We start from the raw sequence: 15,281 nt of genomic DNA on the forward strand, positions 1-15,281 counted from the left end.
GCTTGGTTACCGGTCGCTCGTTAGGCGACGGTCGCGTGCCGAAGTGTCCCGATCTCGTTCTGTTCCCCTGATTTGAGTAGCCGCTTGAGGCTTGCCGCCGCTGCCTGTCCGGCTCGGGTCGCGCCGATTGTGCTGGCTGAGGGGCCGTAGCCGACCAGGTGGATGCGCGGGTCGGCCGCTACCCGCGTTCCGTCCATCACGATGCCGCCGCCGGGGCCACGTAGCCGCAGCGGGGCGAGGTGGTCGAGGGCGTGTCGGAAGCCGGTCGCCCAGAGGATGGCGTCGGCGTCGATGGTCCGGCCGTCGTTCCAGGCCACTCCGGTCGGAATCAGCCGGTCGAACATCGGCAGGCGGTCCAGGATGCCTTTACCGCGTGCCTCTATGACCTCCGGTGTAAGACCGAGACCGGTAACACTGACCACGCTCGCCGGTATGCGGCCTTCCCGCACCGCGTCAGCCACCCGCGCCACCGCTGCCCGCCCGACCTCTGGGGTGAACGGGCCTTCCCGCCAGACCGGCGGCCTCCGCGTGACCCACGTGGTCGACGCCGCCACCTCGGCGATCTCGATCAGCGACTGCACGCCGGACGCCCCGCCGCCGACGACCACCACCCGCTGCCCGGCGAACTCTTCCGGCCCCCGGTAGTTCGCCGTGTGCACCTGCCTGCCGTCGAACCGCCCGGGGTAGTGCGGCCAGAACGGCCGGTCCCAGGTCCCGGTCGCGTTGATCACCGCGCGGGTGGACCAGGTGCCGCTGTCGGTCTCGACCAGCAGCCGGTCACTGCTCTCGCGGACAGCCCGCACCGCCACGGGCCGCCGCACCGGCAGGTCGAACGCGCGCTCGTAGCCGCCGAAGTACTCGGCCACCACCTCCGACGCGGGCCGGTCGGGGTCGGCCGAGGGCACGGTGGACTCCGGCAGCGGGTGAATCCCGTGCACCGTGCCCAGCCGCAGCGACGGCCACCGGTGCCGCCACGCCCCACCCGGCCCCGGGTTGGCGTCGAGCACCACGAAGTCCAGGCCGGTCCGCCGCAGGAAGTACGCGCTCGACAGCCCCGCCTGCCCGGCCCCGATCACCACGACATCCATGACAGGCACAACGCCCGCCGCGCCGCAGTCTTCCCCGGCGGGCGGACTGGTCGGTCACATCGTCAACTCGGCGGCAACTGGCTGCCGGGGATGCGCGAGGGCCGTTCCAGGAGCTTCGCGTCGGGCTCGGCGAAGCCGAACGGGCGGTAGAGGCCGTGGGCGTCGAGGGTGTGCAGGTTCCAGCGGAAGTCCGCCCCCGGACCCTCGTCGATCATGGTGCGCACCAGGGCCTTGCCGAGCCCGTGCCCGCGCGCGGACGGGAGCACGTAAACGTCGCTCAGGTAAGCGAACGCGACCCCGTCGGAGATGGCACGGGCGAAGCCGACCTGCGCGCCGGTCTCCCGGTGGTACGCGCCGACGACCCGCCACGCGGAGGCGATCTGGGCGGCCAACTGCTCGCGCGTGCGCCAGGTGCCCCAGTAAGGCTCGGTGGACAGGAACGCCCAGACGGCGTCGAAGTCCACGCGGCCGGAGTCGTCGTCCAGGTCGTATTCGCTCATGGGGGCAAACTAATCAGCCCTGTGTCAGACGGGGAACTCCTTTTCGTCAGTGGCGTACTGGGCGGGTGAGGTCCCGATGGTGCCGGTGGAGTGCGCCTGGTCGCTGCAGCCCAGTTCGGCGGCCAGGGCGGCCCAGTCGCCGCCGGTCTCGGCGCGGGCGCTCGGCGGCGGCCACCATGGCGGCGTCGTCCGCCGCGGTCGGCTTCGGCGCGGGCATCCTGAAGAACCGCTGCGCGGGGTCGAGCCGATGGCCGAGCAGGGGCGCGAGTGCGGCGTCTTCGGCCCGGAGGTCCCGGTGCCCGAGGGCGCGGCGGCGCCTGCGGTCAGCGGCAGGCGGCCGTGGTCCGGACGGAGACAGGAGACGGAGTCCGGGCCAGGCCACTATCGTGGGCCGCGCCGGGGCCGATGATGGCCGCGGCGGGGAAAGGAGTCCCATGACCGACTTCGGGGCCAGGCTCGCGGAGATCGTCGGCGCGGGTCACGTGCGCGCGGGCGCGGACGTGTCGGCGGACTACGCGCACGACGAGTCGTTGGGCGCGGAGCCGGTGCTGCCCGCGTTCGTCGTCACGCCGTCTTCGGCCGCTGAGGTCGCCGAGGTGCTGAAGGCGGCGAGCGCGGCGGGTGTGCCGGTCACCGCGCGTGGTTCCGGCAGTGGGCTTTCCGGCGCGGCCGTGCCCCGCGCGGACGGCATCTTGGTGTCGTTCGAGCGGATGAACCGGGTTCTGGAGATCGACACCGAGAACCACGTTGCCGTCGTCCAGTCCGGTGTGACGCTGCAAGAGTTGGAAGAGCGCACCGCCGAGGCGGGTCTGGTCTACCCGGTCTATCCGGGCGAGCTGAGCGCGAGTCTCGGCGGCAACGTCGCCACCAACGCGGGCGGGATGCGCGCGGTCAAGTACGGCGTCACCCGCCACCACGTCCTCGGCCTGGAAGCCGTCCTGGCGACCGGCGAGGTGTTGCGGACCGGCGGCAAGTTCGTCAAGGCCAGCACCGGCTACGACCTCACGCAGCTCATCATCGGCTCCGAGGGCACGCTCGCCCTGGTCACCGAGGCGATCCTGAAGTTGCAGCCGCGCACCGCGCATCAGGCGACGATCCTCGCGCCGTTCGCCGACCTCGACTCGGTGGTGCGGGCGGTGCCGAAGGTGGTCGGCTCCGGTCTCGGCCCGCTCATCCTGGAGTACATCGACGCGATGACCATGGGCGCGATCACCTACACCGCCGATCTCCAGTTGGGCATCCCCGACCAGGTGCGCGACACCGCGCAGGCTTACCTCGTGGTGATGCTGGAGAACCGCGACACCGACCGGCTCGACGCCGACGTGGAGGCAGCGGGCGAACTGCTCGCGAGCCTCGGGGCGGTCGACGCCTATGTGCTGCCCGGCGGTTCGGCGCGCAAGCTGATCGAGGCGCGGGAGAAGGCGTTCTACACGGCCAAGGGCGCGGGCGCCGACGACGTGATCGACACTGTGCTGCCGCGCGCCGCGCTGCCCGCGTTCATGGCCAGGGTCACCGCCATCGCCCAGGCCAACGAGACTTTCGTCGTCGGCTGCGGGCACGCGGGCGACGGCAACGTGCACCTGGCGGTGTTCCAAAAGGACCCCGAGAAGCGGGCGACCGTGCTGCACGGCCTGTTCGAGGCGGGCATGGCCCTCGGCGGCGCGATCTCCGGCGAGCACGGCATCGGGCACGCGAAGAAGAAGTACTTCCTCGACTTGGAAGACCCGGCGAAGATCGAGTTGATGCGCCGCATCAAGTCGGCGTTCGACCCGGCGGGCGTGCTCAACCCCGGCGTCCTGTTCGACTGATTTCCCTGCACAGGCAAGAGAAGGACGGGTATGAACGGCGCACAGTCACTCATCCGCACGTTGGTCGGCTCCGGTGTGGAGGTGTGTTTCGCCAACCCCGGCACCTCGGAGATGCACTTCGTCGCCGCCCTGGACGCGGTGCCGGAGATGCGCGGTGTGCTGGCGCTGTTCGAGGGCGTCGTGACAGGCGCGGCCGACGGCTACGCGCGGATGGCCGACCGTCCCGCCGCGACCCTGCTGCACCTGGGCCCCGGTATGGCCAACGGCATGGCGAACCTGCACAACGCGCGCCGCGCGCACACCCCGATCGTCAACGTCATCGGCGACCACGCCGTCTACCACAAGGGTTTCGACGCGCCGCTGGAGTCCGACATCGACGCGCTCAACGGCTGGACGCACGGCTGGAACCGCACGTCGACCGACACCGCGTCCGTGGGCCAGGACGCGGCGGACGCCGTCGCCGCCGCGATGACCGCCCCGGGCCGGATCGCCAATCTCGTTCTCCCGGCGGATGTTTCGTGGGGTGACGGCGGTGAGGTCGCCGAGCCCGTCGCCCCGCCGGTCCCGGTCCCGGTGGAGGCCGAACGGGTGCGCGCCATCGCCGACATCGCGCGGTCCGGTGAGTCCACTGTGGTCTTGCTGGGCGCGGGCGCGACCCGCGAACAGGGCCTGCTCGCGGCCAGCCGCATCGCGGCGGCGACCGGCGTCAAGGTGTTCGTGGAGACCTTCCCGGCCCGTTTGGAGCGCGGCGCGGGCCTCCCGGCGTTCGACCGTCTCGGTTACCTGGCCGAGCAGGTGCAGTGGCAGCTCACCGACGTCAAACACCTGGTCCTGGTCGGCGCGAAGGCTCCCGTGTCGTTCTTCGCCTACCCCGGCAAGCCCAGCGAGCTGACCCCCGACGGCTGCGAGATCCACGTCCTGGCCGACTTGGGCGAGGACACCGCGAAAGCCCTGGCGGACTTGGCCGAGGCCGTCGCCCCCGACACCGCCCCCGTCTTGCAGGACCCCGTCCGCCCCGAGATGCCCACCGGCGAACTCACCCCGCAGAACTGGGCCCCGGTCATCGGCGCGCTGCTCCCCGAGAACGCGATCATCTCCGACGAGGCCAACACCTCCGGCCTGATGATCCCCATGACCACCGTCGGCGCGCCCCGCCACGACCTGCTCACGCTGACCGGCGGCGCCATCGGCCAGGGCCTCCCGGTGGCGGTCGGCGCGGCTGTCGCCTGCCCGGACCGCCCGGTGGTCTGCCTCCAGTCCGACGGCAGCGCCATGTACACGATCTCCGCGCTGTGGACCATGGCCCGGGAGAACCTCAACGTCACCACGGTCATCCTCAACAACCGCGCCTACGCGATCCTGCGCATGGAGTTGATGCGTGTCGGCGCGGAGGGCGCGGGCCCGGCCGCGAACTCGCTGCTGGACCTGGCCAAGCCGGACATGGACTTCGTGAAGGTGGCCGAGGGCATGGGCGTGCCCGCCACCCGCGCCACCACGGCCGAAGAGCTGGCCGAGCAGTTCGCCAAGGCCCTCGCCGAGCCCGGTCCGCACCTCATCGACGCAATCGTTCCGTCCCTGATCTGACCTGGGTGAGTCCGGCGCTGAGGGGGTCGGCGTCGGAACGTCTGTGGCTGATAGTTGGCCGCTCTTCCGCAGGTCAGGGCGGTCTTCGGTCGTGCCAGGGGAATTGGCGCGGGCGTTTTCCCGATTCATTCTAGCGGAACTTTCCGGTCCTGGTTCTCGGGAAATCAACGCCGCTTCTCACGTCCTTTTCGACGGTGCCGTGCGGGCGGACCGGCCGTCGTGCTGGTCAGGCGGCTCTGGCGGGCGACACGCGGGCCGGGGAGGGCGAGACTCCCCATGGATTCCGAGCTAGAGTATTGCCCAGCCAACAATCGTCTTTCGTATCGGACGCGGCGATTCTTTCATTTTCGATGAAAGATCGGCGTCGGGGAGGAATGGGGTGAAGGTGTCTCAAGAGGACGCGAAGGGGTCGACGGTGCCACGCCGCCAACTAGGCCGGTACCTGCGGGATCTGCGCAACAGGGCGCGGTTCCCGGTGAAGTTGGCGGCCACGAAGTTCGAGTGGTCTGAGACCAAGATGTGGCGGATTGAGTCCGGGCTGACGTCCATGCGCAGCCACGAGGTGGAGATGATGTGTCGGGCCTACGGCGCTCCGGCAGACACCACAGCTGCCCTCATGGCGTTGGCCAAGGAGACCAGGGCCAACAGTTGGTGGGTGAGCTACAGCGACATCATCCCTGACTACCTGGATCTCTACATCGGTCTTGAAGACGTGGCGGCCGAGCTTGAGGGCTACTGGACGGAGCTGGTGCCGGGGCTGCTCCAGACCGAGCGCTACGCCCGCGCCGTGATCGAGGCTGGCCCGGCCCCAGAACGAGTCGAGCCGAGGGTGCAGCTTCGCATGGCCAGGCAAGTGCTGATATCCCGAATACTGTCTCCACTGTGGGTGAAGATCGTGCTCAATGAGGCTGTTCTTCACCGCCTGATCGGTGGAACAGAGGTGATGATCGAGCAGCTTCGGCATCTCGTCGTGATGAGTCAGCGGAACAACGTGGCAATTCGGGTGATGCCGTTCTCGGCCGGTTTCCACCCGGGGGCCGCGACCGGCCCGTTCGCCAAGCTGGACTTCCCGACCGTGGCGAACGGCGCTCCCTCCGAACCGTCCACGGTCTACGTCGAGGGTTTCACCGGGTCGCTCTTCCTGGAGAAGCCGAACGAGATCGAGCGCTACAGTAAGGCGTTCGCGGACCTATGGGAAGCCTCGATGAGCGAGGTGGAGTCCGTGAACTACATCGCCAAGCTGGCAAGGGAGATGCAGCAATAATGAGCAGTGACAAGCTGGCCGACGCCCGGTGGTTCAAGAGCAGTTGGAGCACTCCCGAAGGTGAGTGCGTCGAGGTGGCGTTCTTGGGCGACGGCGAGATCGCGACCCGCGACAGCAAGGTGGGCGGCACCGAGTCGGTGCTGCTGTTCGGCACCCGCCAGTGGGACGCCTTCGTGCGCAACCTGAACGCCTGACAAAACTTCACCGCAAGCAGCCCGCCCGCCCCGCCGCGCGCGGGCTGCTTGACGAACGCGGCCGTGATCACCATCGTGGAGGACGCCCCCCACGCGAAGGAGACGCAGCATGAGCAACGTCAGGCTGTCCGACGCCCGGTGGTTCAAGAGCAGCCGGAGTAACCACGATCAAGAGTGCGTCGAGGTGGCGTTCCTGGGTGATGGCGAGATCGCGACTCGGGACAGCAAGGTGGGTGGCACCGAGTCGGTGCTGCTGTTCGGCTCCCGCCAGTGGAACACCTTCGTGCGCGGCTTGAACTCCTGAGTAAGCGCTCATGGGCGAGCATGGCTGGTGGCCGTGGAATCCTCGATGCGGGGAAACAGCGGTCGCGGCTGGGGGAGCTTGCCCTCGTGCTCCCGGACTTGGACCTGGACGCGACCAGCCGCGCCGGGCAGGAACGGCGTCAGCTCGTCGGCGGTCGTGCGGATCGCGTGGACGAGCATGGCGAGCGCGTCGCTGAGCTTGCCGCCCGCCGCTGAGTCCCCGGTCTTCTCCGCTTTCGCCAGCGTCCACGGCGCGACCTCGACCACGTAGCGGTTCGCCTCGTCCACGACCTTCCAGAGGGCGGCGGTCGCGCGGCGGAAGTCGAACTCCGCGAGCGCGGCGTCGACCGCCCCGGGCGCCGAGGCGATGGCTTCCGCGAGGGCGCCGGTCGCGGGTTCGGCGGGCAGCGGCGGGACCACGCCGTCGCGGTACTTGTGGACCATGCTGACGGTGCGGTTGACGAGGTTGCCGAGGCCGTTGGCCAGGTCCTCGTGGTAGCGGCTGACCAGCCGGTCGGCGGTGAAGTCCGCGTCACCCACCCGGGGCACCTCGCGAACCAGCCACCAGCGCAGCGCGTCAACGCCGTACTGGTCCACGATGGCGACCGGGTCGATGGCGTTGCCGAGGCTCTTGCCGAGCTTGCGGCCGTCGACGGTCAGGTAGTCGTGCACGAAGATCGACGTGGGCAGTGGCTGCCCCGCGCTCATGAGCATCGCGGGCCAGTAGACGGCGTGGAACCGGACGATGCCCTTGCCGATGACGTGCGTGCGGTCGTCGGACTCCCGCCACCAGCGCCGGTAGTCGTCGCCGTCGGTGCCGTAGTCGAGGGCGGTGATGTAGTTGCCCAGGGCGTCCCACCAGACATAAATCACCTGATCGGGGTCGTCGGGCACCGCGATGCCCCACCCGCGGGCACGCTCGATCGACCGCGAGATCGAGAAGTCCTGCAAACCGCTGTTGATGAACCCGAGAACCTCGTTCCGGCGGCTCGGCGGCTCGATGCGGAGTTCACCTTTCTCGATGAGGTCACGCAACCGGTCCTGGTAGCGGGACAGCTTGAAGAACCAGTTTTCCTCGCTGACCAGTTGCGGCTTGGTCAGGTGCTCGGGGCACAGCCCGTCGACCAGCTCGGACTCGGCGTAGAACTGCTCGCAGCCCACGCAGTAGAGGCCCTCGTAGTGCTTGCGGTACAGGTCACCGGACTCGCGCGTGGCCCGCCACAACCGCTCGACCCCGACCTTGTGCCGCGGATCGCCACTGGTCCGGATGAAGTCGTCAAAACCGATCTCCAACGGCCCCCGTAGATCGCGAAACGCCCCCGCGTTCCGATCAACCAGTTCCGCCGTCGGGATACCCTCAGCCTCAGCCGCGATAGCGTTCTTCAGCGAGTTGTCATCGGTGCCGGTCAGAAACCGCACCTCATGCCCCCGGTGCCGCCAGTGCCGCGCCATGACATCCGTCTCCACCAGCTCCATAGCGAACCCCAAGTGCGGCTTGGAGTTCACATACGGAATAGCGGTCGTGATGTAGCGGCGTGCCATCAGGTAGCTCCTGGTTACCGAGTGCTGAGACCACCAGGCTAACGGCACAGACAACCGAAAAACCGCTGAGCGCTCCCTGCCTCGGCCAGCATAGACCGACCTTGTGGTCCGTTGGGGTGCGGCGGGCCTGGTGAAGATCGGCACTGTGTGTGATTCGTCCGTTCGGTCGATGGTGTCGGGGCGGGTGATGAGTGAGGCTTCGTCGGGTTTGGTCACGTTTCGCGGGCTGTCGGGGACCGCTCGGATTCCTGGGGGACCGGTGTCTCGTCGCTTCCGCGGCGCGCGTTTCGGTGCGCGCCCGCTCAGAGCTGCCAAGGTTTTGGTGTCGGCGTTATGTGTGACGTTGGCGGTGTCGTCGGTTCAGGGGTTGACGCCGGTCGCGGCCGCGGAGCAGCCCGCTGGTCCGGTTGCTGTGGACCCGCGTGATCTGCCGTTGCTTCCGGCGGCGCCCGCGGCGGCTCCGCAGGCTCCTGTGGTGGACCCGAAGGCGGATTTCGGGCCGTTGGCCAGGCATGACGATGGTGGGTCGCGGTTTGATCCGGAGCGGTCGCGATTGGTGTCGCGGTCGATGTTCGTCGAAGAGTATGAGAATCCGGATGGGTCGCGGACTCAGAAGCACTCGACGCAGCCGTTGAATGTGCGGGACCAGGCAGGCCAGTGGCAGCCGGTGGACGCGTCTCTTGAGGTGGACGGCAAAACCGGGCGGGTGAAGGCGAAGCGGCACCCGTTGAACGCCTCCCTCGGCGCTTGGGCGGATGATCCGTCGCTGGTGGCGGTCGAGGTCGACGGTTCCCGGGTGTCGTTGGGGGTGGAGAAGTCCAACCAGGGGCGTGCGGCGCGGGTCGAGGGGAAGACCGCGCGGTATGCGGATGTGTTGGCGGACACGGACTTGACGTATGAGGTGACGCCGGGGGCGGTGAAGGAGACCATCGTCCTGAAGAAGGCCCCGGCGAAGGGGTCGTGGCGGTTCACCCTGAAAACCGGCGCGTTGACGCCGAAGTTGACCGGCGACGGCGCTGTGGTGCTGGTCGATGCCAGTGGTGCGACCAAGATGGTGATGCCGCCGATCGAGACGTGGGACTCTTCGGGCGCACCGGATCGGGCTCCGGCGACGACCGGTGGCGTGTACGGGTTGGAGCGGGCCGGGAACGACTGGGTGTTGACGGTGTCGGTGGACGAGGCGTGGCTGCGGGACCCGAAGCGGGTCTACCCGGTCAGCGTCGACCCGACCTTCTCCTTCGGTGTGGTGGACGCGTGGGCGTACCGCAGTGACGGGTTCGTTTGCCAGAACTGCGGTCTGCGGATCGGGAACAGCCAGGCCGCTGGGGACACCTACAACCGGACGCTGTTCAAGTTCAACTACTCGTCGCTGTTCGGCAAGAACGTCGTGGGTGTGCGGCTGGACGTCACGCGCAACAACGGGGGCGGGTTCACCAAGGCGTGGGGCTCGGATCTGTTCCACGGCACCGCGTTCGACTACAACGGCGTGGGTCAGCACCTGGCCAACACGGTGGTCGGCGACGTCGGGAAGTTCACCGACAGCCGGTTGACCTCGTTCCTCAAGGGGCGGGTCGACGCCGGGGACAACAGCGCCTACTTCATGCTGCTGGGCACTGAGCAGGCCGGCGCGTTCACCTACAAGAACCTGTCGGCGACGATGCTGGTGGACACCGGTTCGCTGCCGCCGCTGCCGGTGATGACCGCGCCGCCGAATCACGCGGTACTGACGACGTTGACGCCGACGCTGTCGGTGAACCCGGTGACCGACCCGGACGGGGACCCGGTGTCGTACTGCTTCAGCGTGGCCACGGGGTCGGACGGCAAGTCCGGCACGGTGATCAACTCCGGGTGCCAGTCCTCGCCGAACTGGACGGTTCCGGTCGGGGTGCTCTCCGATGGTGTGTCCTACACGTGGTTGTCGAGCACCTACAGCGGGTCGACGCAGAACACGAACCCGTTCGTCGGGCATTTCACGGTGAACCAGCGGATCGGCGACCACGGCCCGTCTCCTGTGGACAGTGCGGGTCCGGTTTCGGTGAACCTGGCCAACGGCAACGTGTCCACCAGCGCGTCCTCGCCGACGTTCACCACGGTGGGCGGCACGGCGGGGGTCACGATGACCTACAACTCCCAGCAGCCGGAGAACCGGGGCCTCAAAGCGTCCTACTTCGACGACGTCTCACACGCGGGGTTGATCAACGACGCGCAGCAGCCGGTGCTGATCCGCAACGAGCCGCAGATCAACGCCGACTGGGGCACGAGTTCGCCGTTCGCCCCGGCGTTGGGCGCGGATTGGTGGCTGGTGCGGTGGGAGGGGTACTTCATCCCGCCCAAGACCGGGTCCTACCAGTTCGCAGGTGTGCACGACGACGGCCCGGTCATCTGGATCAACGGGCAGAAGGTCTACGACGTCGCCACCCCGAGCGACGTGAACTGGGCCGCGGCCACCTCGGTGTCGCTGACCGCGGGGCAGGCGGTGCCGATCAAGGTCGAGTTGCAGGAGATGACCGGGCACGCTCGGATGCGGCTGTTCACCCGGGCCACCGGCGCGGACCCGGTGCCCGAGCAGATCGTGCCCGCGGCGTGGCTGGCGACCACCGATTCCCCGCCGCTGCCCCAGGGCTGGACCCTCTCGGCCGACCTGGACGGCACCGGGGCCACCTACACCGAAGCGAAGATCACCGACCAGACCATCGTGCTCACCGACGCCACCGGCGCGAAGCACACCTGGACGAAGAAGGCCACCGGCGGCTACAGCCCACCGGAGAACGAGGACGGCGTCCTGGGCCTGGACACCACCGGCCGGGTCACCCTGACCGAGGGCTCGGACGTGTTCGTCTTCCGCACCGACGGCAAGCTCGACACCCAGTCCAACGTCGCCGACTCCCGCAAGCCCGCGGCGCTGCAGAACATCTACAACGGCACACCGTCGCGGCTGGTCCAGATCAAGGACCCCGTGTCGAACCGCGCGCACCAGCTGTTCTACAACCGGCCCGGCGAGGACTGCTACGGCGGCGCGACCCCGCCCGGCGGCGCGGACGCGCTGCCCCCGGCGCAGATGCTGTGCCGCATCGTCTACTGGGACGGCACCCAGACCCGCCTGTGGTACGTCGGCGGCCGCCTGTTCCGGATCGAGGACCCGGGCTCGGAGATCACCGACTACAACTACAACATCAACGGGCCGATGGACCAGGTCCGCGACAGCCTCTCGGCGGACTGGGTCGCCGCGGACTGGCCCGCCCGGGCCAACACCAACTCCACCACGGTCCTGCACTACTACGACCCGGCCGCGACCAAACCGGTCATCGGCGAAGTGTGGGCGCCTGAACCGATGCCTGGTCAGCCCAGGCCGAAGCGGTTCTACCGCTACGACCGTCCCAACCGGACAGCGTTCGTCGACATCGCCGGAATCACCCCGGCGATCGGGTTCTCCACGAAGGTCGTCTACGACTCCGCCGACCGCCTGCTGTCCACAACGGACGCCACGGGCAAGGTGTCGTCGCAGACCTGGTCGGTCAAGGACCAGAAGCTGACCTCCACCGACACCGCGGGCCGGGTGTCGACCACGGTGTACGACGCCCAGGACCGCCCGGTCGACTCCTACGGGCCCGCACCGGCGTCCTGCTTCACCGGGCAGGTGCCCACGGCCGCGTGCGCGAACACCGTCGCGAAGTCGCACACCAACTACGACGAGAACATCAACGGCCTTGCCGTGTCCTTCTACGACAACACCGGTCTGTCCGGAGCGCCGAAGGTCTACGGCACCGGCCTGGGCCTGGCCGACGGCAGGGTCCGTTCCGACTGGGACGGCGCCACCGCCCCGGCCCCGGGCGTGTCCCCGACGAACTTCTCGCTGCGCCTGACCGGTGAGATCACCTTCCCCAACACCGGCAACTACACGATGGAGCTGCACGCCGACGACGGCGCCCGGCTCTGGATCGACGACACCCTCGTCGCCGACGACTGGCGGCTGGGCGCGGGACGCCCCATCACCGGCGTCTACAACAACACCACCGCGGGCTCGGTCCACCGCGTCCGCATCGACTACTACAACGGCGGCGGCCCCGGCCAGCTCCACTTCAACTGGCGCCGCACCCCCGACGCCTTCTACGAGCCCATCCCCGGCCAGTACCTCAAGACCCGCTACGGCCTGACCACCTCCACCGTGACCTCGGACTCCGACGGCGTCCCCGACTCGGTGGCCACCACCAACTACGGCGAGAACGGCCTCGACCCCACCTACGGCCTGGCCACCAGCACCACCTCCGCGGGCCTCACCAGCCGATCCGGCTACGAAACCCCCGGCGTCGGCTACCTGCGCAAGACCTCGAAGACGATGCCCACCGGCGCGCAGACCGCCTACGCGTTCTACGGCGACACCGAGACCCGCGACAACCCCTGCACCCCCGCAGTGGACCCGGTCAACCAGGGCGGCATGGCCAAGATCACCACCATGACCGCCCCCGCCACCGGCGCCGCCCGCACCGACGAGCAGGTCTACGACGCCTCCGGCCGCGTCGTGGCCAGAGCGACCGCGGGCGACTGGTCCTGCACCACCTACGACGCCCGCGACCGGGTGACCACCCAGAAGATCCCCGCCAGCGCCTCCGCAGGGGAACGCATCGTCACCACCAACTACGCCGTCGGCGGGGACCCGCTGACCACCTCGGTCACCGACCACAACGGCACCGTCACCACCCAGGTCGACCTCCTGGGCCGGGTCGTCGCCTACACCGACGCCCACGGTATGCGCACCGAAACCACCTACAACCAGGCAGGCCGGGTCACTCTCGAAAAGGTCATCCCCCCGAATCCCGCCGACCCACCCCAGGAGACCACCAACACCTACGACGACGCGGGCCGAGTCCTCACCACCACACTCGGCACGACCGTGCTGGCCACCTCCACCTACGACACCGCTGGCGAGCTGGCCTCGGCCACCTACGCCAACGGCACCGCCCTGACCGCCATCGGCAAGGACACCGCCGGACGCCTCACCTCACTGACCTGGAAAACCAGCAACAACGCCGAGGTCGTCTCCGCGGTCACCCGCTCTCGCTCGGGCACCATCGTCGACGAGACCCTCCAAGGCTTCGACGCCCGCTCCGGACCGAACTACATCTACGACGCCGCCGGACGCCTGACCGAGGCATGGGTGCCCGGACACCACTACACCTACGACTTCACCTCCACCGCCCCCGCCGGGTGCCCGACCGGCACCCAAGCCAACGCGGGCCTCAACACCAACCGTGTCCGCTTGATCGACCAGACCTCGTCGGGCAGCACCGAAACCGGCTACTGCTACGACGCCGCCGACCGGATTTTGGCCACGACCGGCCCGAACCCGATCACCAACATCCAGTACAACGCGCACGGCTCCACCACCCAGTACACCCAGGGCGCGGCCACCACCCACTTCGCCTGGGACGGCGCCGACCGCAACATCAACATCACCACCACCGGCCCCGACCCGGCCAACGTCTCCTACGTCCGAGACGTCACCGACCGCATCGTCCGCCGTCTCGCCACTCAAGGAGACACCCAGGCGGATACCCTCTATGGCTACACGTCCTCCGGTGACAGCGCCGAGTACGCCATGGCAGGAGACAAGAAGTTGCTCACCCGCAGCATCACCCTCCCCGGCGGCGTCCTGCACACCTGGAAACCCGTAGCCGCAGAACAAACCTTCGACCACCCCACCATCCGAGGCGACCTCTGCCTCACCACCAACACCACCGGAACCCAGGTCGGCGCCCTCCGCACCTACGGCCCCTACGGCGAACCCGGCATCTTCAACACCGACAACGACGGTCTGCCGGACAACCAGCCCGGCCACATGGACTACGGCTGGCTCGGTCAACACCAACGCCCCCACGAACACGCGGGTGCCCTGTCCATCGTCCAGATGGGCGCCCGCCCCTACAGCCCCGCCCTCGGCCGCTTCCTCACAGTCGACCCCGTCGAAGGCGGCTCCGCCAACGACTACGACTACACCAACGCCGACCCCATCAACCAGATTGACCTCGACGGCCGCTGGCCCAGTTGGCGCGATATCGGCAAAGCCCTGGTGATTGGTGCTGGCGTGGTTGGAGCGGTAGCTTGCGGCGCGTCCGTGGTTTGTGGAGTGGCCGTTGGTGTCGGCGTGGGTGCGGCGTCGTATGCTGTGAAGAACGCGGGCACATCCAACTTCACGATGGCTGGTCTGGGAAGGTCGGCACTGGTTGGCGGTGCCTCGGGTTTAGGTTTTGGGGCATTGGGACGGGTCTTCGGACACATGGGCAAGAACGCCAGGTACTTCGGGGTGACGTTCAACAAGGCCCGCAGTGCCAGGGGGACAGACTTGTACCTGGGAGGCAGGCGCGTGGGTGGTATACACAGCCACCGTTTCCCGGGCCAGAAGTGGTGGCAGGTAATCCACTACCACCGCAGGCCGGGCATCAAGCAACACCGCCCGTGGCAGAGGGGTTGGTGATCTTGAATTGGCCAGTCTTGGTTTTCGACTTCGACCTGGTTCCCTACGTCGTGCACGACCAGCGGTACCTCGTGGGAATAGCGGAAAGTCCAGAGACAGTGGACGAACTGGTGGCCGTCTTCGACAGCGAGGGTAACCGGTTCCGGGTTGAGTTCACCGGTGAGATACCAGGCCTGATTCCTGAAGGCGGCGACGCTGAGGAGCTACGCGGAATGGTGCGCCAAGCTGTTACTCGATATCCGAAAGAATTTACCAAGGTTTTGCAGGCTGCGGAGATCGATACGCTGCCAATTTCGGACTTGGTTCGTCTGGTATGTGCCAGGATTAAGGTGTAGAGCGGAACTGGGGTGGCTCCGGGAGGGGAATATCTGCCGGAGCCCCTTGGTTCAGATTATAGAAGATAAGGTAAGTGCAGGTCGGAGCTTATATCGGAAATTCGTGTAATCGCTTTCCCTTGTCGAGGAGGCTCAACCTGCTGTAGGGGTAGACTGGTCTCTCTGTTCGTTGTTGAGTCAAAATTGCAATC

At 68.1% G+C, this 15,281-nt stretch carries 11 protein-coding genes; 8 read left to right on the plus strand and 3 right to left on the minus strand.

The features are described 5' to 3' along the window. Positions 1 to 20: 20 nt before the first annotated feature. Both BLS56_RS07985 and BLS56_RS07990 read right to left on the minus strand, forming a co-directional pair. Positions 21 to 1,088 carry an FAD-dependent oxidoreductase gene (locus BLS56_RS07985; protein WP_091449335.1) on the minus strand — a complete coding sequence of 356 codons (1,068 nt, stop codon included), beginning with the start codon at positions 1,086 to 1,088 and terminating at the stop codon, positions 21 to 23. A gap of 62 nt (positions 1,089 to 1,150) precedes the next feature. Then, complete coding sequence (locus BLS56_RS07990; RefSeq protein ID WP_091449336.1) at positions 1,151 to 1,588, minus strand: GNAT family N-acetyltransferase; 438 nt, start codon at positions 1,586 to 1,588, stop codon at positions 1,151 to 1,153. A 49-nt stretch (positions 1,589 to 1,637) separates the two neighbouring features. On the opposite strand from BLS56_RS07990, the gene BLS56_RS31330 reads away from it, so the two are divergent. The 6 genes from BLS56_RS31330 to BLS56_RS08015 all read left to right on the plus strand — a co-directional run bounded on the left by BLS56_RS31330 (position 1,638) and on the right by BLS56_RS08015 (position 6,742). Further along, complete coding sequence (locus BLS56_RS31330) at positions 1,638 to 1,997, plus strand: hypothetical protein (RefSeq protein WP_175482732.1); 360 nt, start codon at positions 1,638 to 1,640, stop codon at positions 1,995 to 1,997. 25 nt (positions 1,998 to 2,022) lie between these two features. Beyond that, a complete protein-coding gene (locus BLS56_RS07995; protein WP_091449337.1) occupies positions 2,023 to 3,396 on the plus strand; it encodes an FAD-binding oxidoreductase in 1,374 nt (457 codons plus the stop codon). Between the two features lie 30 nt (positions 3,397 to 3,426). Further along, complete coding sequence (locus BLS56_RS08000) at positions 3,427 to 4,980, plus strand: acetolactate synthase large subunit (RefSeq protein ID WP_091449338.1); 1,554 nt, start codon at positions 3,427 to 3,429, stop codon at positions 4,978 to 4,980. Positions 4,981 to 5,395: 415 nt separating this feature from the next. Next, positions 5,396 to 6,244 (plus strand): helix-turn-helix domain-containing protein, encoded by an 849-nt coding sequence (locus tag BLS56_RS08005; RefSeq protein WP_091449655.1) that lies wholly within the window; start codon positions 5,396 to 5,398, stop codon positions 6,242 to 6,244. Continuing rightward, the gene (locus BLS56_RS08010) at positions 6,244 to 6,438 is read left to right on the plus strand and encodes a DUF397 domain-containing protein (protein ID WP_091449339.1); all 195 of its coding nucleotides are present in this window, start codon (positions 6,244 to 6,246) and stop codon (positions 6,436 to 6,438) included. Before BLS56_RS08005 ends, BLS56_RS08010 begins: the two co-directional genes overlap by 1 nt. Before the next feature lie 109 nt (positions 6,439 to 6,547). Further along, on the plus strand, positions 6,548 to 6,742 hold the full coding sequence (locus tag BLS56_RS08015) for a DUF397 domain-containing protein (protein WP_091449340.1): 195 nt from the start codon (positions 6,548 to 6,550) through the stop codon (positions 6,740 to 6,742). 8 nt (positions 6,743 to 6,750) lie between these two features. Here the strand turns inward: BLS56_RS08015 and BLS56_RS08020 are convergent, their stop codons facing one another. Further along, positions 6,751 to 8,283: a methionine--tRNA ligase gene (locus BLS56_RS08020; RefSeq protein ID WP_091449341.1), complete on the minus strand. Its 1,533-nt coding sequence runs from the start codon at positions 8,281 to 8,283 to the stop codon at positions 6,751 to 6,753. A 568-nt stretch (positions 8,284 to 8,851) separates the two neighbouring features. Here BLS56_RS08020 and BLS56_RS08025 point away from each other — a divergent pair. Together BLS56_RS08025 and BLS56_RS08030 are read left to right on the plus strand one after the other, a co-directional pair. Then, positions 8,852 to 14,755 carry a PA14 domain-containing protein gene (locus tag BLS56_RS08025; protein WP_091449656.1) on the plus strand — a complete coding sequence of 1,968 codons (5,904 nt, stop codon included), beginning with the start codon at positions 8,852 to 8,854 and terminating at the stop codon, positions 14,753 to 14,755. Then, positions 14,737 to 15,090 (plus strand): hypothetical protein, encoded by a 354-nt coding sequence (locus tag BLS56_RS08030; RefSeq protein WP_091449342.1) that lies wholly within the window; start codon positions 14,737 to 14,739, stop codon positions 15,088 to 15,090. Before BLS56_RS08025 ends, BLS56_RS08030 begins: the two co-directional genes overlap by 19 nt. Positions 15,091 to 15,281: the final 191 nt, after the last annotated feature.

This window comes from Actinokineospora iranica, from assembly GCF_900101685.1.
Lineage (GTDB): Bacteria > Actinomycetota > Actinomycetes > Mycobacteriales > Pseudonocardiaceae > Actinokineospora > Actinokineospora iranica.

Excerpts from the sequence above, each read along its gene's own strand:
- BLS56_RS08015 (WP_091449340.1), top strand. The coding sequence starts at position 6,548 with ATGAGCAACGTCAGGCTGTCCGACGCCCGGTGGTTCAAGAGCAGCCGG.
- BLS56_RS07990 (WP_091449336.1), bottom strand. The coding sequence starts at position 1,588 with ATGAGCGAATACGACCTGGACGACGACTCCGGCCGCGTGGACTTCGAC.
- BLS56_RS08000 (WP_091449338.1), top strand. The coding sequence starts at position 3,427 with ATGAACGGCGCACAGTCACTCATCCGCACGTTGGTCGGCTCCGGTGTG.
- BLS56_RS07985 (WP_091449335.1), bottom strand. The coding sequence starts at position 1,088 with ATGGATGTCGTGGTGATCGGGGCCGGGCAGGCGGGGCTGTCGAGCGCG.
- BLS56_RS08025 (WP_091449656.1), top strand. The coding sequence starts at position 8,852 with ATGTTCGTCGAAGAGTATGAGAATCCGGATGGGTCGCGGACTCAGAAG.
- BLS56_RS08020 (WP_091449341.1), bottom strand. The coding sequence starts at position 8,283 with ATGGCACGCCGCTACATCACGACCGCTATTCCGTATGTGAACTCCAAG.
- BLS56_RS07995 (WP_091449337.1), top strand. The coding sequence starts at position 2,023 with ATGACCGACTTCGGGGCCAGGCTCGCGGAGATCGTCGGCGCGGGTCAC.
- BLS56_RS08010 (WP_091449339.1), top strand. The coding sequence starts at position 6,244 with ATGAGCAGTGACAAGCTGGCCGACGCCCGGTGGTTCAAGAGCAGTTGG.